This is a genomic window from Ochrobactrum sp. PL_is501 (assembly GCF_055816895.1).
The window spans coordinates 177625-198018 of record NZ_JBVPGR010000035.1 but is presented as its reverse complement, the minus strand read 5'-3'; the positions used below and the strand labels follow the sequence as shown (position 1 = coordinate 198018).

Annotated in this window: 25 protein-coding genes; 18 read left to right on the top strand and 7 right to left on the bottom strand. The window is 57.6% G+C overall.

The window, feature by feature from the left end; translation table 11 throughout:
* Nucleotides 1-393: 393 nt before the first annotated feature.
* The 7 genes from AC0TOF_RS12195 to AC0TOF_RS12165 form a co-directional block, all read right to left on the bottom strand.
* Nucleotides 394-636 carry an HTH domain-containing protein gene (locus tag AC0TOF_RS12195; protein ID WP_473768432.1) on the bottom strand — a complete coding sequence of 81 codons (243 nt, stop codon included), beginning with the start codon at nucleotides 634-636 and terminating at the stop codon, nucleotides 394-396.
* Between the two features lie 10 nt (nucleotides 637-646).
* Entirely contained in the window at nucleotides 647-1324 is a 678-nt protein-coding gene (locus tag AC0TOF_RS12190) for a hypothetical protein (RefSeq protein ID WP_473768431.1), read from the bottom strand.
* Complete coding sequence (locus AC0TOF_RS12185; protein ID WP_473768430.1) at nucleotides 1324-1677, bottom strand: hypothetical protein; 354 nt, start codon at nucleotides 1675-1677, stop codon at nucleotides 1324-1326. The genes AC0TOF_RS12190 and AC0TOF_RS12185 overlap by 1 nt, the downstream gene beginning before the upstream one ends.
* Complete coding sequence (locus tag AC0TOF_RS12180; protein WP_473768429.1) at nucleotides 1674-2060, bottom strand: hypothetical protein; 387 nt, start codon at nucleotides 2058-2060, stop codon at nucleotides 1674-1676. The genes AC0TOF_RS12185 and AC0TOF_RS12180 overlap by 4 nt, the downstream gene beginning before the upstream one ends.
* A 91-nt stretch (nucleotides 2061-2151) precedes the next feature.
* A complete protein-coding gene (locus AC0TOF_RS12175) occupies nucleotides 2152-2511 on the bottom strand; it encodes a hypothetical protein (protein ID WP_473768428.1) in 360 nt (119 codons plus the stop codon).
* 64 nt (nucleotides 2512-2575) lie between these two features.
* Nucleotides 2576-2875, bottom strand: a complete 300-nt coding sequence (locus tag AC0TOF_RS12170; RefSeq protein ID WP_473768427.1) for a hypothetical protein — start codon at nucleotides 2873-2875, stop codon at nucleotides 2576-2578.
* A gap of 79 nt (nucleotides 2876-2954) precedes the next feature.
* Nucleotides 2955-3419, bottom strand: a complete 465-nt coding sequence (locus AC0TOF_RS12165; protein ID WP_473768426.1) for a hypothetical protein — start codon at nucleotides 3417-3419, stop codon at nucleotides 2955-2957.
* Between the two features lie 709 nt (nucleotides 3420-4128).
* On the opposite strand from AC0TOF_RS12165, the gene AC0TOF_RS12160 reads away from it, so the two are divergent.
* The 18 genes from AC0TOF_RS12160 to AC0TOF_RS12075 all read left to right on the top strand — a co-directional run bounded on the left by AC0TOF_RS12160 (nucleotide 4129) and on the right by AC0TOF_RS12075 (nucleotide 20394).
* Nucleotides 4129-4665 (top strand): phage tail protein, encoded by a 537-nt coding sequence (locus AC0TOF_RS12160; protein ID WP_473768425.1) that lies wholly within the window; start codon nucleotides 4129-4131, stop codon nucleotides 4663-4665.
* Between the two features lie 236 nt (nucleotides 4666-4901).
* A complete protein-coding gene (locus AC0TOF_RS12155) occupies nucleotides 4902-5441 on the top strand; it encodes a hypothetical protein (RefSeq protein WP_473768424.1) in 540 nt (179 codons plus the stop codon).
* Nucleotides 5341-7365 (top strand): terminase gpA endonuclease subunit, encoded by a 2025-nt coding sequence (locus AC0TOF_RS12150; RefSeq protein WP_473768423.1) that lies wholly within the window; start codon nucleotides 5341-5343, stop codon nucleotides 7363-7365. Before AC0TOF_RS12155 ends, AC0TOF_RS12150 begins: the two co-directional genes overlap by 101 nt.
* 2 nt (nucleotides 7366-7367) lie before the next feature.
* Nucleotides 7368-8957: a phage portal protein gene (locus AC0TOF_RS12145; RefSeq protein WP_473768422.1), complete on the top strand. Its 1590-nt coding sequence runs from the start codon at nucleotides 7368-7370 to the stop codon at nucleotides 8955-8957.
* A complete protein-coding gene (locus tag AC0TOF_RS12140) occupies nucleotides 8957-9241 on the top strand; it encodes a hypothetical protein (RefSeq protein ID WP_063882031.1) in 285 nt (94 codons plus the stop codon). The genes AC0TOF_RS12145 and AC0TOF_RS12140 overlap by 1 nt, the downstream gene beginning before the upstream one ends.
* 18 nt (nucleotides 9242-9259) lie before the next feature.
* Nucleotides 9260-10510 (top strand): S49 family peptidase, encoded by a 1251-nt coding sequence (locus AC0TOF_RS12135; protein ID WP_473768421.1) that lies wholly within the window; start codon nucleotides 9260-9262, stop codon nucleotides 10508-10510.
* Between the two features lie 62 nt (nucleotides 10511-10572).
* Entirely contained in the window at nucleotides 10573-11229 is a 657-nt protein-coding gene (locus AC0TOF_RS12130; RefSeq protein ID WP_473768420.1) for a head decoration protein, read from the top strand.
* 52 nt (nucleotides 11230-11281) lie between these two features.
* Nucleotides 11282-12301 carry a major capsid protein gene (locus tag AC0TOF_RS12125; RefSeq protein ID WP_473768419.1) on the top strand — a complete coding sequence of 340 codons (1020 nt, stop codon included), beginning with the start codon at nucleotides 11282-11284 and terminating at the stop codon, nucleotides 12299-12301.
* 5 nt (nucleotides 12302-12306) lie between these two features.
* Nucleotides 12307-12720: a hypothetical protein gene (locus AC0TOF_RS12120; protein WP_473768418.1), complete on the top strand. Its 414-nt coding sequence runs from the start codon at nucleotides 12307-12309 to the stop codon at nucleotides 12718-12720.
* The gene (locus AC0TOF_RS12115) at nucleotides 12717-13523 is read left to right on the top strand and encodes a hypothetical protein (protein ID WP_473768417.1); all 807 of its coding nucleotides are present in this window, start codon (nucleotides 12717-12719) and stop codon (nucleotides 13521-13523) included. Before AC0TOF_RS12120 ends, AC0TOF_RS12115 begins: the two co-directional genes overlap by 4 nt.
* Entirely contained in the window at nucleotides 13520-14008 is a 489-nt protein-coding gene (locus AC0TOF_RS12110) for a phage baseplate assembly protein V (protein ID WP_473768416.1), read from the top strand. The genes AC0TOF_RS12115 and AC0TOF_RS12110 overlap by 4 nt, the downstream gene beginning before the upstream one ends.
* Nucleotides 14009-14011: 3 nt before the next feature.
* Nucleotides 14012-14275 carry a PAAR domain-containing protein gene (locus AC0TOF_RS12105; protein ID WP_473768415.1) on the top strand — a complete coding sequence of 88 codons (264 nt, stop codon included), beginning with the start codon at nucleotides 14012-14014 and terminating at the stop codon, nucleotides 14273-14275.
* Nucleotides 14276-14287: 12 nt separating this feature from the next.
* Nucleotides 14288-14482 (top strand): hypothetical protein, encoded by a 195-nt coding sequence (locus AC0TOF_RS12100; RefSeq protein ID WP_151657831.1) that lies wholly within the window; start codon nucleotides 14288-14290, stop codon nucleotides 14480-14482.
* 14 nt (nucleotides 14483-14496) lie between these two features.
* Nucleotides 14497-14904 carry a GPW/gp25 family protein gene (locus AC0TOF_RS12095; RefSeq protein ID WP_473768414.1) on the top strand — a complete coding sequence of 136 codons (408 nt, stop codon included), beginning with the start codon at nucleotides 14497-14499 and terminating at the stop codon, nucleotides 14902-14904.
* A complete protein-coding gene (locus AC0TOF_RS12090) occupies nucleotides 14901-15746 on the top strand; it encodes a baseplate assembly protein (protein WP_151657829.1) in 846 nt (281 codons plus the stop codon). Before AC0TOF_RS12095 ends, AC0TOF_RS12090 begins: the two co-directional genes overlap by 4 nt.
* Nucleotides 15746-16555: a phage tail protein gene (locus AC0TOF_RS12085; protein WP_473768413.1), complete on the top strand. Its 810-nt coding sequence runs from the start codon at nucleotides 15746-15748 to the stop codon at nucleotides 16553-16555. Before AC0TOF_RS12090 ends, AC0TOF_RS12085 begins: the two co-directional genes overlap by 1 nt.
* Nucleotides 16555-17073, top strand: a complete 519-nt coding sequence (locus tag AC0TOF_RS12080) for a hypothetical protein (protein ID WP_006472985.1) — start codon at nucleotides 16555-16557, stop codon at nucleotides 17071-17073. Before AC0TOF_RS12085 ends, AC0TOF_RS12080 begins: the two co-directional genes overlap by 1 nt.
* Nucleotides 17074-17079: 6 nt before the next feature.
* The gene (locus AC0TOF_RS12075; protein WP_473768412.1) at nucleotides 17080-20394 is read left to right on the top strand and encodes a DUF4815 domain-containing protein; all 3315 of its coding nucleotides are present in this window, start codon (nucleotides 17080-17082) and stop codon (nucleotides 20392-20394) included.

The following is a 20394-nucleotide window of genomic DNA, read 5'->3' as shown; positions in this document are numbered from 1 at the left end:
CTAAATCCTTGAGAGCGAAATCACGTTCCGCACCCTTGTTGTGATCGTAGGCCCGCAAGAGCCATTGCGGTTCCGGGTGCCATTCTGTCGAACCAAACCAAGGCCGGATAGGCGTAATTTTTCGCTCCGAAGTTTCCCCGCGATAGTTCGTATAGAAAACCGTCGCAGGTGGAGCCTCTTTCGTTGAGCTACGAAGCGCGCTCACCGGACCGGAATAAACCAAACGCATGCCGGACGCGCCCCCGATTTCTGCGACTGCATTGCTAATTCGCGTCAGCAATTCCGCGCAATTCATCTGCCCGAGGATGCTATCAATTCGTTGCTCGTACTCGTCCGAAGGAAGTTGCGGCCCCCCCTGCCCGATATCGTCACGAATGATTTGCTCGATAGTCTTCACAGCCTTGCCTCCGGTTGTTCGGTTGGCACATGGAAGCCATGCACTTTCGCCCGCCCCATAAAGACGTACCCCACACCGGCACCCCCGGGGATGCGCCAGCCCTGTTGACGAAGAACCTTGACATCGCGGTAAATGGTGCGCGGGGTGACGTTCAAAAGCGTAGCAAGGCTGTCCGAGGTGTGGCGGCGGCCGTCTTCAATCGCGCGAATGAGTTTCATAAGGCGTTCTGTTTTGGACATTGCATGCCTCCTAAAAATGGAACGTTTCGCTATCGAGCAAGTCGGCGCGCGTAAGGCCGTCCGTCCCGGCGATCGGGGCGTCGATAGAGACGTTCTTGAAGTGGTCGAACTGGCGGTTGTAGGCGGTCACTGCCGCTTTGACGGCTTCATTCAGCTTATTGAACTCGACCCTGTTCTTGAGGGCCATTTCCATAACCGCCGCGATCACATCCATCTTTGCCGATGGGTCGAGATAGCCGGGGACCATCGGACGGATAAGCGCTCGCAATTCGTTTGGCTTCTCCCGCGCCATCTTCAAAGACTTGTTGCGGTAGTATCGGCGCATTCTTATTGCCCGCTCGTTTTTGTTTGTGTATATTCCGGTGCGCGCTCTACTTTCGCGGCGAAGCTGCCTCGCCCTTTCGAGTAGTACGGGATCGCCCCTTATTTTATCCTGCTTTCGCTTGTCTATTTCCTTAGCCTTTTTCGGGTTTTTCTTGCGCCATTGGCGGACATACTCGCGTTTATATTCGCGGTACTTCTCCCGGTTTTCTTCGCGCCATTTACGCTTGTATTCGCGTAATTCGTTCTTGAGCCGCTCAACCTCGTCGAGCGCTTCTTCCGTGTCCATCTGGAGGATGCGATCAAAGTCCGCTCTCTTCATCCATTTTGGGCACTTCATCTTGGCCTTCGACAGCTTAAAGGACATTACTTCCCCTCCGCTTTCTCGATAGCCGCGCGCAACTGTGCGACGGCTTTTTTGACCACACCCGGTGTGAACACAGGGCTTTCAAGCGCATCCTCGACAAACGGCAAAGCCAGATAGACGGCATCGAGCAATTCAGGAGCGGCCGCGCCGAGCGCCGCGTCTTCCGGCCGCTGAAATACCGCTACCAGTTCGCGGCCGCGCCCCTCGTCGGCCGCCCTAAAATTCGCGAAAACGCGAACTCTTTCCGAAGCCTGCACTTCGTCGCGCACTTCCTTCGTCCAGCGCCGTGTTGTGGCTGTGGCCAGAAGTTTGCCTTGGGACCATGGCCCCGGTGTTGTTTTGCCCATCGTCATAGGACCGCCCTCACTGGCAGATTGTCGATGCGGGCAAATCCGTCGACGTATTGAAGAACACGGCCGTTGCGCAGGAAGATTGCAAACTCGTCCCGGCTATCGGACCAGCGGAAGCCCTCAACCTGCGGGTGACCGCACGCTGCAATAGCTGCCTCGTCGGCTTGCATCATCGCCAGCCGGGAAAAAGCCTGATCGGCCGTTTCGTGGTTGTTAAGCTCGTCGGACAAAAGACGGCGGACGGCTTCGACTTCCGTGTCGATGCCCGTCGCTGCCATGTAATTCAGCAAGCGGGCATGAAGGTCGAGAGGCAGGTTATAAACGCGCCGGATCGTCGGGCCTTTGGCCCTGAAATGTTCAATGGCTGTGATTGCGAGTTCGCACATAATGCCAATCTCCGATTAGACATAGCTTCGCCGTGGCGCAGAAACGCGCGATCAACCGGCGGAGAATTTCAAGGAAGTGATTGGGTGCCGTTTACTCGGCCGGATAGAATTGGTGCTGCCAGCTTTCCCGCCAGAACGTGACGACCTCGTCGCCGATCAGCACGCCGACCCGGATATCCAGACGGCAACCGTAGTTTTGCATAAGGCAGTTGCCGGGTTCGAAATCTCGGATCGGGTTCGCCGCAACCTCAAGGACGACATGCGGAACGCCCTTGTCGTCATAGGTCGACGTCGGCTTCGGGGTGACTATGTCGCCTACCTTGAACGGGCATCGCGCCTGATAGGCGGCGCTCACCTCGCGGAGCGTTGCAATTTGAGCTTCCGGTAGCGGTCGCTTAAGCGCTTCTCGGCGCTGATTTACCCGCGGCAATTCTACTTCAAAAATCTGCATGATAATGCCTCATGTGGTGGTTAAGCATTCGGGAAACCGCCCTTCGGGGCGGAAACCGGAAGGCTTAAATTCCTGCTTTCTTCAAGCGTTTCAAAATCGCGGACTGCCGTTCTTCGTCGGTCTTGAAGAATTGACGCGGCTGCGTTGCGCCGAAACATTCGCCGTCCTTTGTTTTGTCGATCTTTGCGACAAAATAGAAACCCGGTTCCAGACCGTAATACGTCAATACATCGGCAGGGCGGTCAATGAGTGTCACTTCGCACACTTCAACGCGGACACCTTCAACGCGCCCTTTGGCGTCTTTGTTTCCAGCGCTGTAAATCGTTACGCTAGCTTCGGTCTGCTTTCCTAAGATACTTGGCATTTCGGGTGTCTCCCAACTCGTTTGAACATTTGAGAAACCCGCCCCTGACTGGAGGGAAAGAGGCGGGAAACTGAAAGGCTCATGCAACGATGAACTGCTTTTCAATTTTGAGCGGCCCGAAGCTGCCTTCGACGAGAACAGTCTTTTTGTTGACCTTGAGGACTTTCCGAGGGCCATAGTGGGCCGTGTTGACGATCTGACCCACTCTGACAGTTATCGCCGCGGCCTTAGCCTCACGTACTGCGGCGGCATCACCTGCCATGACCGCGCCACGAGCTTCAAGCGTGTCGGCACGTTCGCGAAGTTCTCTCGCCTCGGCGGCAATAGCGCCCGCCTTGATAATCCGGTTGCGCTCACGGTCACGGTGCCGAGCGAACGAGCGCCCCGCAGCGTTGCCGTAAGCTGGCTGTGTCCAGAAAGCCGGATCGTCGTTCACGGAACCGCGCAGGCGCTTTGCTTCGGCTTCTTTGGCATCGGCGCGAGCGCGGAGGTCAGCTATTCGCTTATCAAGCTTGCGCTGGCGTTCTTCGCGGGTCTCATTCATCGCTAATTTTCTCTAACTGGCTTGGCTATAAAATCGCTGTTTGTGATTATGATTTGACACAATTTATCTAACTCCGCAACAGCAAAGTTAGATTTTTTCGTACTTTTTTTAAAGGCAAATCACCTGCAAATCACCCGTCAGACACAAAGCACTGCGCCCCGCTCACGCAAGACGCTGCCGGACATAGCAATGCGGCAACCGGACAAAATGCGCTAAGAGCCGGACACAAACAGGGGCGAAAGCGGACAATCCACTGTCCGGCTTGCCAATTATAAACGCAATTTCAATAGCTTATTGAATTGTCCGGCTGCAAAGCACTGAAGCGATGGCGGACACGCATACCGGACAAAAATATTTTCACCTGTCCGGCACTGGTCGAAACCGACGGTACATCAATGGTTTAGGTTCCGCGCCGTCGTGTCCGGTTAGAAGAAATCGTGTCCGTTTGAAAATTTTCGTCTTGACGAGTGAGACAATTTCGCTCTTTCTCTCGCGTTAAGACGATGGGGTCGCGCGCGGATCGTAGAGCACCGACGAGAGCGAGGCGACGGGAGACGACAAGTCTCCCGGAGAGACGAGCGATCTAGTATTGTTATTCTGATCCATCGTTAAAATCGAAAATCTGTAAATTTTAAATCCGCATGCGAGCGCGCGTGATGCCTATCGGCACCGCGCGTTTTTTCATGCCGGGTTCTGATCGGGTGAAACCATGGCAAGCATCGTCATCACCTCGGACGGCGTATTCAAGCGATATGGTAAAGCGCTGGAAGCAATCGGCGAACGTGATGCAAAGCGTGTATTCGCCCGAGCACTCAATCGCGGTGGTGACCAAGCCCGCACGCAAGTCAAGCGTTCGCTGGTCGCTCAAACCGGGATCAAGTACGGCCTGATTAACAAGGCCGTCAAAACCATTCGAGCACACCCGAACAAGCTCGAATACAAATTGGAAGCGGAAGGCGGGGAGACAAACCTCAACCTGTTCAATGCCCGACAAGGCAAGAAAGGTGTGAGCGCTGCCCCATGGAAAAAGCGCCGAGTTTTCAAGTCGACCTTCATCGTCCCCGCATATGACGGCAGGGTGTTCAAGCGTGAAGGCAGCGAGCGCGGACCACTCGAACCGCTGTTCGGTCCCAACATCGCCCGCGAGGTCGTCAAAGACCCGACGGCGGAGAAGTGGCGCATGGTCGGTGGGTTCGTCATGACCCGCGTCGAGCATGAACTCATGCGCCTCTTTAAGCTCTCCTGACCCCGATCAGTCGAAAGCCTCAAATTTGACCGTAGAAGAGCGAGAGCGCGCGGACGTCAAATCGGTGTCGGCGGGGTGACCGTGCGCGTGGGTGACCGCCTGCGAGGCGAGGCACCCCTACCCCTTTAGGGACCGTACCCCAAGGCCAAGGCATGCGGTGCCGCCGCAGCCCCGAATTTGCGCGTTTTTCAGCTTTCGAAAATCGCGGTTTGCTTTGCACCGAAGGAATGTTCGCCATGGCGAAAAAACCAACCGTCGCCCCTCCGACGCCGCGAGCGTTTGCCTTGACTGGCGAGGAGATGATTTCCGCCAGCGGGGCGGCTTCCCTCTTGGGAATTACGACGCAATGGCTCCGGCAGTTGGCAGCGAATGGCTATGTCCCGGCGGCGGTCAAAGGGAAATACCCGCTCGTCGAAGTGGTGCAAGGCTATGTCCGCTCCCTCAAAGACGAGGAACGGCGATCAACAAAATCAGCGGCGGACAACGGCTTGAAGGCGGCGCGACAGCGCGAAGTCGAACTTCGTATCGCCAAAGAGGAAGGCCGGCTCGTCGAAATGGACGACGTCGAGGCCGTTTCATCCAGCATCTTAGCCACGCTCCGGGCCGAACTGGCAGGGCTTCCCGCATCGGCTACGCGGGACGTGAAGCTGCGCGAGGAGATTGAGAAGGGTCTAAATGGCGCGTTTGCTCGATCACAAAACAAGTTCCGAGAGGCAAGCGAGGCTCTACGATCTGGCCGCGATCCTTTGGGAGCCGACAGAGAAGACGACGGCTGACAAATGGGGCGCTGAAAACCGGGTTTATCCTCCCACTTCGGGAAAGCCCGGACAGCGCGACCCGTACCTTACGCCTTACGCCGTGCCGTTCACGCGAGGTTTTGACGACCATCGGTACACCCGCAATGTCCTCGTGACCGGCGCGCAAAGCGGAAAAACCGAAAGCATTCTCGATGTGATCGGCCACCGCTGCGACACGCGGCCGGTGCCGATCCTGTATGTCGGTCCCTCTCGGGAGTTCCTAACGGATCAGTTTGAGCCGCGCCTTATGGGACTTTTCGACGAGGCCCCGAAACTCAAGGCAAAACTTTCGCGCGGAAAGCGAATGAAGAAAACCTTGAAAAGGGTCGCGGGCGTGACTGTCCGTCTCGCGCATGCCGGTTCGTCAACCGCGCTTAAGTCCGATCCTGCGGGTTTGGCACTCGTCGACGAGTACGACGAAATGCTCAAGAACGTTAAAGGCCAAGGCGACCCGCTCGGCCTCGTCGAAGCTCGCGGCATCACTTACGCCGATTTCATGACCGGCATCACGTCCACACCCTCCCAAGGAATGGTTGAAACGGAAATGGACGAGGAAACCGGCCTTGAATTCTGGAAGGTCGCGCCGACGGACGACGTCGCGTCGCCAATCTGGAAACTATGGCAAGAGGGCACGCGCCATCATTGGACATGGCGTTGCCCCCACTGCCGGGAATGGTTTGTTCCGCGCTTCAAATGCTTGTCATGGCCTAAGCGTGCGACGCCTGCGCAAGCTCGTCGCGAGGCTTTCCTTGAATGCCCCCGCAACGGGTGCGTGATTGAGGAGAGCGACAAGGCCGAAATGAACGCTACCGGCGTGTTTGTCGCGCCGGGCCAGACGGTCGACGAGGACGGCAACGTTTTCGGCGACCCGCCCGACACGACAACGCTTTCGTTTTGGGTTTCTGGTCTTGCGTCGCCGTTCGTTTCCTTCGGTGAGCGCGCCGAAAGCTATTTGAAGGCGCTTGCATCGGGCGATAGCGACAAAGTGCAAACTGCCGTGAACGCAGGTTTCGGCGAGGTTTTCACTCCCGGCGGCGGCGACGTGCCAGAATGGGAGGAGGTCGCGAGGCTCAAGGCCCCGTATCTGCCTCGGACGTTGCCGGATCAAGCAGTTTTCTTGACTGCCGGCGTCGACGTCCAGAAAAACCGCCTCCCGTTTGTCATACGAGCATGGGGGCCGCGCGCGACCTCTTGGCTTGTCGATAGCGGCGATCTTTGGGGTGAAACCTCGCAGCAAGATGTTTGGGACGATCTTGCGGACCTGCTTACGCAACCTATCGACGGGCTGCCGATAAGGCTTGCGTTCGTCGACAGTGGCTTCCGGCCCGGCAAAAAATTTGCCGTGCCGGAGCATCGCGTCTACGAGTTTGCAAGGCGGTTCCCGCGTTTCGTCTTCCCGACAAAGGGGCGACGCACACAGTCAAAGCCGATCATTCAGTCGAAAATCGAGGTGAAACCTGACGGCAAGTCGGCCAAGTATGGCCTGACGCTGCACCTCCTCGACACGGACCATTGGAAAAGTTGGGTGCATGAACGACTTCGCTATCCTCATTTAACCGAGGACGGCAGTCCAGCACTTGGGGCGTGGTATCTCCATTCCCAAACCACGGATGACTATTGCCAGCAGATTGTAAGTGAAGCTCGCACGACGTCACCTTCCGGTACGCCGGTTTGGGTGCAGCGATCACGCGAAAACCACTTACTTGACTGCGAGGCACTGGCCGCCGCCGCCGGCTTCCAACTCAATGCGCACCGCCTCGGCCCGAATGCTCGACGACGCGACGACGACGATCGAGCGGAACCGCGAATTGCGGTTCCCGATGCAAATGGACAGCCGCAGGAAACGAAAGGGTCGAAATTCGACCGCATCGCTTCAATCGCGGCTCGATTTAACGGGTTGTGACGATGAACGCACAAACGAAACCGCGCATTCGCGTCGGCACGGACGGGACCATTATGGGCGCTGTTCCGCAGACGTCACCACAGCATTCAGCCGAATATTTCCGTTCGCCGGGAAGTGGTGGCGCTGCGGCCCTGTTCGCTTGGCGACCGGCACTTCGTGACGCTCGGGACGACGTCGCGAAATCCTACATCGAGGCGGCCGCCCGCGCGATTGATGCCCTTCATAACTCCGGCTGGATTGCCGGGGCGATTGAACAGGCAGTCGCAAGCACCATCGGGACAGGGCTTCGACTTTCGCCTCGCCCGGATCGCATCGCCCTTGGATGGGACGAAAAGCAGGCGAACGAGTGGTCAAGCCATGTCGAACGCCGCTGGATACTTTGGAGCGACAACCCTGTCGAGTGCGACGCCGCAGGCAAGCACACTATGGGCGAGCTTACGGCAATGGAGCTTAAGACGTGGTACGCTTATGGCGAAGCGACGGGATTGCTCCCGTCCATTCGTCGAAGCATTTCACAGTCCCGAACAAAGGTTCAATTGGTTCTTCCTCACCGATTGGTGCAGGACACAGAACCGTTGTCCAAACTCTATCAGGGCGTGAAAACGGACGACTTCGGCTTTCCGCTCTCATATCGCTTCATGCGCGACGGGGTGTTCCGGCACACTGTCGATATTGCCGCCCGCGATGGAGCGGGGCGTCCGCAGGTTTTTCATATCTACCAAGGCGCGCCGGGACAAATTCGCGGCATAACTCCCTTTGCCCCGATCCTTCGCGTCCTTCGCCAGTATGACCAGCTTGCGGACGCCACGCTCACCGCGGCGCTGATCCAGTCTATTTTCGCCGCGACTGTCGAGAGCGAGGCACCAACGGACGCACTCTTGCAGGCATTGCAAGACCCGACGGAGCAAGCCACCTCTGATAGTAGCCCCGCCGAAACCTTGTTCGGTTTCAAACAAGCTTGGTACAACCAGACGAAAATCGACCTCGGGGTCGGCGGCCGTATCGCCCACCTGTTCCCGGGCGAAAGTCTCAAAATGAACCGTTCGGAGCACCCGAACGACACATACGAGGCTTTCACCAAGTTTCTACTGCGGGAAATCGCGGCTTGCCTCGGCATGACCGTGGAAACTCTCACGGGAGATTACACCGGGGCGACATATTCGTCGGTGCGCATGTCCACGGCGGAAAAATGGCCCATCACGCTTTCGCGGCGGGCAAATATCTGCGGCCGTTTCTTACAGCATGTCTATGAGGCATGGCTCGAGGAAGAAATCGAACGCGGAACAATCCCTTTCCCGGGCGGGCCACGGGCCTTTCGCGCGCAACGGGCCGAAGCCTGTTCCGCAGACTGGCGCGGGCCACCCAAGCCACAAGCTGACGACCTCAAATCGGCCAAGGCGCACGAGATTTACCAACGGCTCGGCGTCGTAAGCGATGAAATGATCTGCAACGACATGGGTGCGGATTGGGAAGACGTTTACGAACAACGTGCACGAGAGCGAAAGAAACGGGAAGAGCTTGGCCTCCCCGACGTTGGGCCTATCGTTCCCGATCCCGTCGGCGACAAACTCATAGTTGAGGATGAAAAATAATGGTCGAAAAAATCGGACCAGTCGCCATTGATTGGGATGATCCTTGCGCGAGAGCAAAAGCACTTCGGCAAGCCTATTTCGACAGGCTTGCCGGAGGGACCGCGCAACGCGTGCGTTTCCGCCACGGGGACAACGAACAGGAGGTCCAAACTTCTGTTTTGCAAGGCAATCTCGCGATGCTGCGGCAAGAAATGCAAAGGGCGGAAGATGAATGCCGCGAGCTTAACGGACTTCCGCGTTTGAACCGTCGCTTTGCGATCGTCGCCGGCTCACGACGCCGGTAAAACACAAGGAAAACCTCAATGCCAGCAACGCGCGCCCTCCGGGCGGCGCTTGCGGAGCCATGGGCGATAACAGCCGAAGGGCTAGAACTCGTCCTCTCCGTTGCCGCTCGCGAAAATGACGTCTCGATCGATGCTCTTGAAGCCTATCGCGCCGAGCATGTCCCCACTGCCGAGCGCCTGACCCGCCGCGGGTCGGTCGCCATTCTTGATGTTCGCGGCCCGCTTGTCAGTCGCGCCAACCTGTTTACGGCCATATCCGGCGCAACGTCTTACGACATTTTGCGCCGGGACCTTCAAGCAGCCCTCGACGACCCGTCGATCCGGGCGATTGTCATGTCTTACGACACGCCCGGCGGTTCGGTGACGAACGTCGACGAGTTAGCCAAGGCCGTCCGCGCCGGGAAGGCGATCAAGCCGATTGTCGGTTATGTCGGCGGTTCGGCAGCCTCGGCGGGATACTGGCTTGCCTCGCAGTCAACGGAAATCGTGATCGCCGATACTGCTTTGCTTGGCTCGATTGGCGTCCGTGCCGCCTTGCAGGACACGAGCAAGAAGGACGCCGAGGCCGGGCGGATCGAGTTCATTTCGTCGCAATCCCCCGGGAAGCGGACGGACCTCTCAACGGACGAAGGGCGAGCGCGCATTCAGCGCACGATTGATGCGCTCGCCGACGTTTTTATCGCCACGGTCGCAGAAGGCCGAGGCGTAAAGCCCGACGACGTGATCGCCAAGTTTGGCGGCGGCGACGTGCTTATTGGCTCGGCCGCAGTTGCGGCCGGAATGGCTGATCGCATCGGCAATTTCGAGGCGGTCATCAAAGAACTGGACGGGCGATCCCCCTCCGCAACCTCCAAATTCAGGAGCAACACCATGAATGAACAAATGATCGCTCGCGCGGAACATGATGCCGCCGTAGCAGCCGCCCGCACCGAAGGCCAGATGGCCGGTGAAAAGGCGGGAGCAACCGCAGAGCGGGCACGCATTCAGGCAATTCTCAATCTGCCGGAAGCCAAAGGCCGCGAAGCTTCGGCGATGCACCTTGCGTTTACGACCGACCTTTCGGCGGAAACCGCCAAGGGCGTTCTGTCAGGTCTGGAAGCATCGAAGCCAGAACCTGACAACGATGCCGATATCGAAGGTCAGCGTTCGCATGAAGCTGTCGGCGGTCTCGTAGTCTTTGACCCAAAGGCCGACAAACAGTCGAGCAAGGCCGAAAAGACAAAAGCCGCGTGGGGTGAAGTCACAAGCAAGCTCAACGCTCGCATGTGATCGCGGGGCGCTCCAAGCGCCCTCCCACATTTTCCCAAATCGCTTTCATTGGAGATTGAACAATGTCGAAAGTGTTCGTCGAACCCCGCCACGCGGGCGAATTTATCTTGAGCGAGGCCAACGGCCACCGCTCGCGCGAAAACGTGACGGTCGCTGCGGAACAGGCCATTGAGGCAGGAACGATTTTGGCGTTTCTCGCGATGGCTAACGGCGTTACCGCAACGGTCGTTGCAGGAGCCGAAAATGCAGGTAACGGCACGCTTACGATGGCGGGCACCCCGGTATCGTCCAAGGCCAAGAACGGCACCTATGTCGCGATCGCGACGTCCGACACTGCCTTTGCAGTTGAGGACCCGACAGGCGTCAACATCGGCAATGCCACGGTAGGAACAGCCTTCAATAAGGAGGTCAAGTTCACCATCGCGGCCGGGGGCACTCCGTTCGCCGCAGGCGACCGCTTTGAAGTGAACGTCGGCGTTGAGGCCGGAGATTATCAGGCGGTGGCCTACAATCCGAACGGAGATGACGGGAGCGAAAAGCCCGCCGCCATCGCGATCTATCCAGCCCTCACCGGCGAAGGTGAAACCGTCAAGATTGCGGCGCTTCGCCGTGACGCCGAGGTGAATACTCATTGCCTCGCATGGCCGGAGGTAATCGCGGCGGAGAAAAAGGCCGCCGCAATTTCCGCTCTCGCCGCCCTCGGCATCATTGTTCGCTAACGCATCCCGCCGCAGCAACGCACAACATTCCGAAAATTTGGAGACAACTTAGATGTTGGATATTTTTAACGACGCGGCGTTTTCGACCACAAGCCTGACCGACGCTATCAACGAACTGAAGTTCGTTCCCGGTCGCATCGGCGAAATGGGGCTGTTTGCGGTCGAAAGCGTCGATACGACGACGATCGCCATCGAGAAGAAGGGCGATATTCTGGTTATCGTGCCGCCAACTCCTCGCGGTGGCCCGGGTACGACTATTGCCAAGGAAAAGCGCGACCTGCGCTCGCTGATCGTTCCGCATTTTGAAATCAACGACGCGATTTATGCGGAAGAAGTGCAGAACGTCCGCGCTTTCGGGCAAGAGCGCGCGTTGATGACTGTCATGCAGAAGGTTGGACAGCGGCAGGTAACGCATGTCAATAGCATGGCTGCGACCGAAGAATTCGCGCGTATGGGGGCTGTGCAGGGTATAGTTACCTACGCTGACGGTTCGACGTTGAACCTCTTTACGGAATTCGGTGTCCAGCAGTCGGCGGCGATCGATTTCGATCTCGACGCAGCAAACCCCGGAGAAGGCATTCTTCGCAAGAAGTGTGCGTCCGTCGTTCGCCGGACCGCTGACAGCCTTGGCGGTGTACCGTTCACTGGAATGCACGCTTTTGTTGGTGACAACTTCTTCGATGACCTTCTGACGCATCGTGAAGTTCGCGAGACGTATAAGGGGTGGTCCGAAGCGCAAATCCTTCGCGACGGCTATGTGGGTCCGAACCGCTCAAGCTACGGCATTTTCGAGTTCGGCGGCATCGTTTGGGAGAACTATCGCGGCTCTGTCGGTTCTGCGACCTTTATCGACGCCGATAGCTGCCACCTGTTTCCGGTTGGTGTGCCTGGCTTGTTCAAAACAGCCTACGCACCTGCGGATTATGAGGACACTGTCAATACAATGGGCCAGCGCCTTTATAACCGACAGTGGCCAATGCAGAACGGCAAGGGCCGAAATCTGGATACGCAGATGAATGCCCTCCAGTACTGCACCCGTCCAAAAGTGCTCTTGAAGGGCAAGCGGACCTAACCGCCATGCGCCTCAACAGCATCGCAGCGCGCACCGCCTTCGGGGCGGTGCAGCGTGAGCTTGGGGAATTTGTTCGGGTCGTACCTCGCATTCAAAGCGATTATAGCGGCCCTTCTCCCGATCCTGACCGTCGAATTGTAGACGTCTTCGTCGTCGTTTCATTGACGCCGGAAACGGCACCTTTCGACGGCTCGCGACGCGGCACGAAGATCAACACGTCAACGCGTCTTTCACAGCGCGAGGCGGCCATTTGGTTCGATCCTCCGGTCTATGAAGCGTTGAAATTCGAGCTTCGCGAAGGCGATCAAATTCTCCTTATCGAGCGGCCGAAGGAGCCGCCCTATGAAGTATCCCGCGCGCCGGAAAGTTCCGACCGTGGCGACGTTGTCGTTTCTCTTGTTTTGGATGGAAACCGATGAGCCTCACAGCCCTCGCCGTTCGCCTCGCCACGATCCGAGCTTTGAAGGATCGAACGTTCGCCGAGGATCGGATTTTCGACAGCAAGGTAAATCCGGTCAACCTCGTCGCAAAGGGCGAACCTCGGCCGGTAATCGTCGTCACCACGGATGACGACAACGTCGATATCGAAGGTAGAGACCTGCGCGCGGGCAATCATAAGCTCGAACTAGTGATTGAGGTTGCCGTTACTCAAAAAATCGAAGTGGCAGTCGGCAAAGGCGCGACGACCGAAGTCATATCAATACCGGCGAGCGATGCCGGGCTTGAGGCGACCGTCGGCATTGTTGGCTGGCAAATCGCAAAAGCCCTCTCCGCAGATGGCGGGGAATGGGGCGACCTCTGGCGAACGTTGGTCGTAAAGGTGCATTCCATTTCAAGCCGACGCGGTGCGGACGAAGAAAAGGGCGTACGGTATGCAGCCCGACAATACATTTACTCAATCGACCATATCAACGAACCGACACCGGGCGAAACGCCCGCACCGGGAAGCGCTTGGGGGCGTGTCCTTGCGGCCATGAAGGCCGACCGCGATTTCGCTGACATGGCGAAGCTAATCGAAGCCGAGATTACAGGCGGTGACTATTTGCCTTGGGAACTCGCACGCGGCCAGCTTGGCCTTGCAAACGACGAGACGGATATCATCGGCAGCAAGCCGGTTGAGATATCCGAAATCGTCCAGCTTGCTGCCGTCGAAATGACTGACGGCTTTTCAGTCGACGAGCAAAAAGCCGTCGAAGTCGATGGGCCGGAGAAGCCGAAATGAGGATAGATAAGCTACTCGTCGAGGTGCTTCGCCGAACGGCCGAGATTGAGCGACGCTTCGACGGCATGATTAAGCAAGGCCCGGTCGCGGAGGTCGACCCCAAAAGAGGGACGGTTCGCGTTCGCCTTGGGGGAAGCGACAAAGAGCCGATGCTTTCGCCTCCAATCCCGTATGCGCAGGTTGCCGGCGGCTTAAAGGTTCACGCTCCCCCAACCGTCGGGCAGCAAATGACGGTTCTAAGTGGCGCTGGCGATTTCCGGCAAGGATTGGCCGTTCCGATGACATGGAGCGACATCAACAAGTCACCAAGCGAAAAGGGCGACGAGAACGTCATCACTTTCGGCGCGCTTACGATCGAAGCTCGGGGAAACGAGCTTGTGGTCAAAGTGCCGCGAATGCTGATCGAGTGCGACGGCACCACAATGGAATTGACGGGCGCGGGCCTAAAGGCTGTCGCGCCCGATTTTGATTTTAGTCAGGGGTAAACCATGCCGGGCATTGCTTTAGTGGGTGTCGATACGGCCGGGGGCGTGCAACTCGGCTTGCAAGTGCCTTGGTTTCGCATCAACGGCCAACCTATTGCGGTCAAGGGCGACCGGGTTTCGGGGCATGGAATTTTCCCGCATAGCAGCCCGGTCATGGCTGAAGGTTCCCCAACCTTTCGAGCGGGCGGCATTGCCGTATGCCGGGAGGGGCACCTTGCAACGTGCGGGCACCCGACAACGGGGCGGACGTTCTTCCGCATTCCATAGAAAGAGGATGCCATGAAAAAGACCTATCTTGTGACCGAACGCGCGGGCGACTGGATCGCCGGGCAGCGCAAGCCGAAGGACGGCAAAATCGCCCTATCCGACAGTCAGGCCGCCTATGAGTTGGCTTTAGGAACAATCGCGCTCCCGCCCTCTGCCGAGCGGCCGGAACAAGAACGCAAGCAACCGCGGCGAAAAGCCGAGAAATAGCCGGGAGATATGCCATGTCGCTTAACTCTGCCCTCGGCATCGATATTGATCGGCAAACCGGGGAAATCATCGAAGGTTGGGCGCATGTTGAACAATGTATCGGTGATTTCTTGTCAACATTCTTCGGCGAGCGTGTCATGCGGGAATGGTACGGATCGATCGTTCCGCCGTTGATGGGCGAAAATCTGACCACTGAAACGATTGTCCGGTTCTTTGCGGCCGTGACGTCAGCAATCGACCAGTGGGAGCCTCGCTTCAAGATCGCGAGGATAACGCCGCTTTCCGTAAACCGAAGCGGAGAATTTCAGGTTCGAATTGAGGGCGATTATCGCCCGTTAGCGCTGATCGGCAATTTCACGTCGGGCAGTCCGAAGCATTTAACCATTAGCGGGGCCGTGGGCCGGGGGCTGGTTTTGATATGACAATCAATCTCGAAAGTTACCCTTCGCCCGACGTGATCGAAACAATTGCATTCGAGCAAATTCTCGCCGACATGCAGAATGAGCTTATTCGATTGTTTCCCGCCATCGCGCCAACTCTGGCGCTCGAAAGCGCGCTCGCAAATAAGTTGATGCAAGTTGCATCGTTCCGCGAAGCACTTTTCCGCGCGCGCGTGAATGATGCGGCGCGAGCGAACCTTTTGGCGTTTGCGAATGGTGCCGATCTTGACCACCTCGCAGCCTTCTACGATGTGGAGCGCCTGCAAGGCGAAGATGACGAAGCCCTTCGGAGCCGAACCGTTCTCGCTATTCAAGCGCGCTCGCCTGCGGGCGGCGCGAATTGGTACAAGGCGGCCGCCAGACGCGCCGACGTCCGTATCCGGGACGTCGCCGTTTATCGTGAGGATTTTTGGCCGATTATTCATGTCGCCGTGCTTTCACGCGACAATGACGGCATTCCAGACGACGCCATGCTTGACGCTGTTCGTGCAATCGTCACGAGCGACGACGTTCGTCCGCTAAACGATACCGTCGTCGTCGAAGCGGCCGTTCAGAACCGGACAAACGTCGAGGCGAATGTCTGGCTACTACCTTCCGCTCCCATTGCGGATATGACGCCGCTTCAAGATGCGCTTCGGAAGGCTTGGACAACGGAAACCGGGATCGGGTTCGACCTCGTGCCGTCATGGATCGAGGCTCGCTTGCACGTGTCAGGCGTCCAGCGCGTGGAAATGGTTAGTCCGACCGCTCCTCTTATTGCCGCGCCGGGCACCGCAATCGCCATCGGCGAGATAAAACTCAACTATATGGGGCGCGATTACTGATGTCCGAACGTATCGCATTGCTTCCGAGCAATGCGACGGCGCTGGAAAAGGCATTTTCGGAGGCTCTTGACCGAACCCCGGAACTGTCACCCGGCATCGTCGAATTGCGCGGGTTTAAGTTCCACCCGATCGACAGGGTTATTCCCTACCTCGTCGCGGAATACGGTTTGTCGGAGGTCGCCGAGTTTCTTCCGAACCTTCGCGACGTCATTCGCGAAGGCATCCAGTGGCAGAGAATTATAGGAACTCCCGCAGCGATCCATAAGTCCTTGCGGTGGATAAACCACGATGGCGATATCGAGGAGTTTCCAGCGACAGCGCGCAAATGGTGGTGGTTTCAAATTCACCTGCCATTTGAGCCGACCAATACCCAATTCTTGCGGCCGACGACGCAGCTAGTCCAGTCGTCGAAGCCCTTGCGCTCGGAATTCGCCCGCCTGACCGCGGGATGGGACGTAAGGGCGTTCCGATTGAATGAGCACCGGCTCAATGGCGGGGCAGGATTAAACACATGGTCGGGCACCCGAAAGGAACCCGGCGGACCAGTTGTTTCCATCCGCGTCAATCACCGCAAGCAGGTGATTGTCCCCACTGGCGGGCGCGTCGACGTCAAGGACGTTCAACACATTGAGACGGTTCGAACCGTCCAATCAATCATTCCAATGAGCCAGCACTCGACGCGCTTCGCGTCGCTGGCGGCGGTTCGGGTCGATTACCGCAACCGCGCGACGGTCGCATTCCAGAATGCGCCGTTTGTTCATCAACCTTTCGGCGCTCCGGTGCCGCGTGTCCAAACAGGATTTGAATAATGGCTGTCTTTACCCAAGACGGGCGCGTCGCACTGGCGAAAGCGCTTTATGACATGACGCTCTTTCTTGCCGTCGGCGAAGGCTTGCCGGAATGGGACGATCAGCCCCGGCCGTCTACGCCAGAAGAACAGGCGGCCCAAGACGCCGCATGGTCGGTGCTGACTGGCCTTGAAAATACCGTTGGCATGACGAGGACGCGCGACAAGTTTTTTGTCGTGCCTGATCCAAACGGCGAAATCGTCATGGCCGACGGCGCGAAGTTTTCGCAAAGCTCCGAGCCGACCGGGTACGTCTTCATACGGTTTCAACTCGATCTCGACGACGCGAGCAGCAACACGTTGCGCGAAACGGGCATGTATGTCGGTACAAAATTGGCCGAAAGCGTGCCAGCCGGTCAGATGTATGTCCCCCTCGCCGACGTAGTCGATCTTGGGAAAATGATCGAGGTCGACCGGTTCTCGCCGATCATTCGCGATGGCTCGATCGGCCAAACGTTTACTTTCGTTCTGACAATGTGAGGTGCCATGAACAGCATCATTAAGCGCGCCGGTTATGGCGATCGGTTTGATCGCGCACTACGTCGCCACGCAATCGCGTTTCAGGACGTCGGCCGTGACAAGAAGGGCATCTATCTTCAATCGACCGATTTGAACGAATTGCAGTCGATGCAAATCGATCATATGCGCCGTGGGTTTGACTATATCCTTCAAGACGGCCGCGTCATGGACGGCCAAGACCCGGTCGTCGAAATTGAGGATGACGATCATATTCGCGTGCGGCTCCCGGCCTGCCCGATTTACATCGAAGGTATCGTCCACGACGTGCCCGCCGCGACCTTTGTTCTTCCAAACAAAGGCGACCTGACAATCGGTGTCAGAAGCTCGCAAGTCCTCGTAACCGATGTGGTTGACGTGGATTTGAAAGGTTCAATCCCCGGCACAGAAGCCTACATGGAGGAAGGGCCGAGCCGAATTGAAATTACCGTCCTTTGGGGGCATTCACAGGACGGCGACCCCGAGCCGCTTGTTTCGGTTTATCAGGTCCGGGACGGCGTTATCCTCACAACGTCAACAAACATCGACTTTTCGGAAATCTACAAGGCGATCGAAGGCTATTCGCGCGAGAGCAACGGCTCGTATGTCTTCAACGGCTTCTTGATTACCGCCCTCGGGCCGAAGCCCGACGGCAAACAGGCGTTTTCTGTTTCCGAGGGGACGGCCTATGTGAATGGTCGCCGCATTGTGCGGCGGCAATCATTCCCGTTCGATGTTGAGGAGAAGCCGGACCTTCGCAACGTTGACGCCGAGCCGCACCCTTTTACCGAGGCGACCGGCGGAACGCAGACGTTCAAGGTTTCCAAAGCACCGATTTCAAGCGTTCGTCGGGTAACGGTGGAAAAGGAGGTCACCGAAAGCGTTCTTCATGGGCCTTACTCCGGTGTCGTCGACCCACTGGAACACCCGTCAGTCACCGCGATCCTTGAAATCAAACAGGGAAATACGGTCTACACCTCGCCGGCAAGCTGGTTGCTTTCGCAGGGGCAAATTGACTGGTCGCCATCCGGGCCGGAACCCGCACCGGGAACGACTTACACGGTCAAATATCGCTACAATGAGAACGTACAGCCGGACGAGGTCACTCGCGACACTGTCACTGTGACCGGGGCCGCCAAGGATACGAACGTTCTTATTGATTACGCGTACAAGCTACCGCGCATTGATGCCGTTTGCATGGATATGACCGGCTCCATGGTCTACGTGACGGGCACTTCTGCGGTGTCTCGCCCTCGCCCTCCGATTGTATCGGACAGCATGATCGAACTTGCCCGGATATCGAACGATTGGGGACAAAAGCCTCTCGTCGAGGTAACCGGCGTCAGGAATGTGCCCTACAGCGAAATTCAGGACATTCGAACGATGCTCCTCGACGTGTACGACCTTGTCGCGCAGGAGCGTCTTAAGAACGATGTGTCGGCTCGCGATGTTGGAGCAAAGCGAGGGCTGTTTGTCGATCCGCTGCGCAATGATGCTATGCGCGATCAGGGCATTGCACAGACGGCGGCCGTGTTCGGCGGCAAGATGACGCTGCCGATCTACGCTCGCCTGCACGAATTCCCCGCCTTTGTGGGCATCCGTCATCTGGATTTCGTCGAAGTCGCCGTCATTCGCCAGCCACGGCGAAGCAAGGCGATGAAGATCAATCCTTATCAGACGTTCACTCCAATGCCGGGGCGCGCGAGCGTCGAGCCTTCAACGGACATTTGGACCGACAAACAAACCGTTTGGACGTCACCGGAAACGCAGGCTTTTGAAGCCGGCGAAGGCGAGTTCATTAGCGGTATCTCGCTTGAACAAAGGGTCGAGAAAGTCAGCGAGCGTGTGGTCAACGCCGAGTTCATACGGCAGCGCGACGTTAACTTCCGGCTGGAAGGCTTTATCGAAAATGAAACGTTGGAGATTGTCGAGTTCGACGGCGTGCCCGTTGTGCCTACTGTGTCGGGACCGGCCGACGAGGACGGCTTGATTACGGGGCACTTCACCACGCCGCCCAACGTTCCGGCCGGTTCAAAGTCGATTTACTTCGAAGGCTCTGTCGGAACGGTAGCGGGCTGCACTTACGTCGGCCGCGGATCGATCACGGTTGAAGAGTATCGCCTCACGTCGTCGCTCGAAACGACGACCGACACGATGCCCCAACCCGTCGTCAACAACACCGTTATCAATAACGTGACGAATGTCACCAACGTGACGAACGTTGCGGCGAACAATTCCACGCCAATCCGCCGCGAGGGCGGTAGCGATGGCGGGGCCGGGCACGATCCGCTTGCACAGACTTTTACGCTCGCTCAATCGTGGTGCCTCTCGGGCATTCGGTTGATGTGCGCAAAAGTGGGATCGCGAAGCAACTCGATTGCGGTGCAGCTTCGAACGGTTGAGGTCGGCATGCCGACGCAAACCGTTCTCGCCGAAGCATTCGTTCCCGGTACTGACCTTGTCGAAGGCGAAGTCTTTACGGCTCGTTTCAACTTCCCGGTTTTCCTGCAAGGCGGCCGGGAATTTGCTTTCGTTGCACTGACAGACGATGCGGAGCATTCGTTGTTTGTGGCCGAGATTGGCAAGATCGACCTCGACACTAACGCGGTGATTTCGGAACAGCCGTTCACGGTCGGCGTACTTCTTTCGTCGTCGAACGCTTCGACTTGGACGGTCCATAATGAGGCCGATCTCTGGTTTGAAATGCTCGGCTGCCGGTTTGATCCTGTCGAACGGGTTATCCCGATTGGCACGTTCAAAGCGAACAAAATGTCCGACGTGATTATCCGTGCTGGCGTCGAATACCCCGACCCGTCGGTCGACATTTCGATCCGGCTCCGCCGTCCAAGCGGAGAGGTCATCACTTCGGCACCTTCGCAAACGATCCGGTTCGACGAGTATATCCAGAACGAGGATATCCAAGTCGAGGCAGTATTGCGCGGAACCGAACGCATTACGCCATTCTTGTTCCCCGATATCCAGATTATCGAGGGCGAGTTACAGCCGACCGCGAACTATGCAACGCGAGCTATCGACGCCACCGACGCAAATCGGGTTTTGGTGACGCTCGACGCCCGCTTGCCTGCCGGTTCATCTGCGACTGTCCAAATTGGAATGCCGGGAGACTACCCGAACATCCCGGTTTCCAGTGCAACCCAACTCGGCGACGGCCTCGTCGAGCAAACCTTTATCCGATCCGCCTACCCGGCGGCCAACCTCGATGCGCGCACGCTGATTACGATTACCGGCACGCCAGCGGCGCGGCCGGAGTTGTCGGCGGTGCGCATGTTACTTTCAAAGGTGTGA